This is a genomic window from Levilactobacillus enshiensis (assembly GCF_007115095.1).
Lineage (GTDB): Bacteria > Bacillota > Bacilli > Lactobacillales > Lactobacillaceae > Levilactobacillus > Levilactobacillus enshiensis.
Genome location: NZ_SULH01000028.1, coordinates 2,870 through 3,473, shown reverse-complemented (window position 1 = coordinate 3,473; position 604 = coordinate 2,870). Strand labels below are relative to the sequence as shown.

Below are 604 nucleotides of genomic sequence, written 5' to 3'. Positions count from 1 at the left end.
GGTCGATTCACTCTCAGCTGTTGAAAGAGATTCGGATTCGCTAGTCAAAATCGATTCAGACTCACTCGTCGAAGCCGATTCACTTTCCAAAATCGAAGTCGATTCGCTTTCCGCTGTCGAAACAGATTCACTTTCACTTACCAGAGTAGATTCGGATTCCGACGTGGATTCACTCTCGGAGAGGTATTCACTTTCCGACTCACTGGCTGAGGTAGACTCGCTTTCTAAGATCGAAGTCGACTCACTTTCCGCTGTTGAAAGAGATTCGGATTCGCTAGTCAAAAGCGATTCAGACTCACTGGTTGAAACGGACTCACTTTCAAGAATCGAAGTTGATTCACTTTCCGCTGTCGAAACAGACTCACTTTCACTGACCAAAGTAGATTCGGACTCAGATGTGGATTCACTCTCGGAAAGATACTGACTCTCTGACTCACTTGTCGAAGCGGATTCACTTTCTAAGATTGAAGTCGATTCACTCTCTGCCGTGGAAACAGACTCGGATTCGCTAACCAAAATAGATTCTGATTCAGACGTTGATTCACTCTCGGAGAGGTACTCACTTTCTGACTCACTGGTTGAAGCGGACTCGCTTTCGAGAATC

The 604-nt window shown here is 45.7% G+C and carries 1 pseudogene; it reads left to right on the top strand.

Annotated elements, in window-relative coordinates:
- Positions 1 to 424 (top strand): annotated as a pseudogene (locus FAY32_RS14745) (MSCRAMM family adhesin SdrC); the annotation flags it as partial.
- Positions 425 to 604 lie beyond the last annotated feature (180 nt).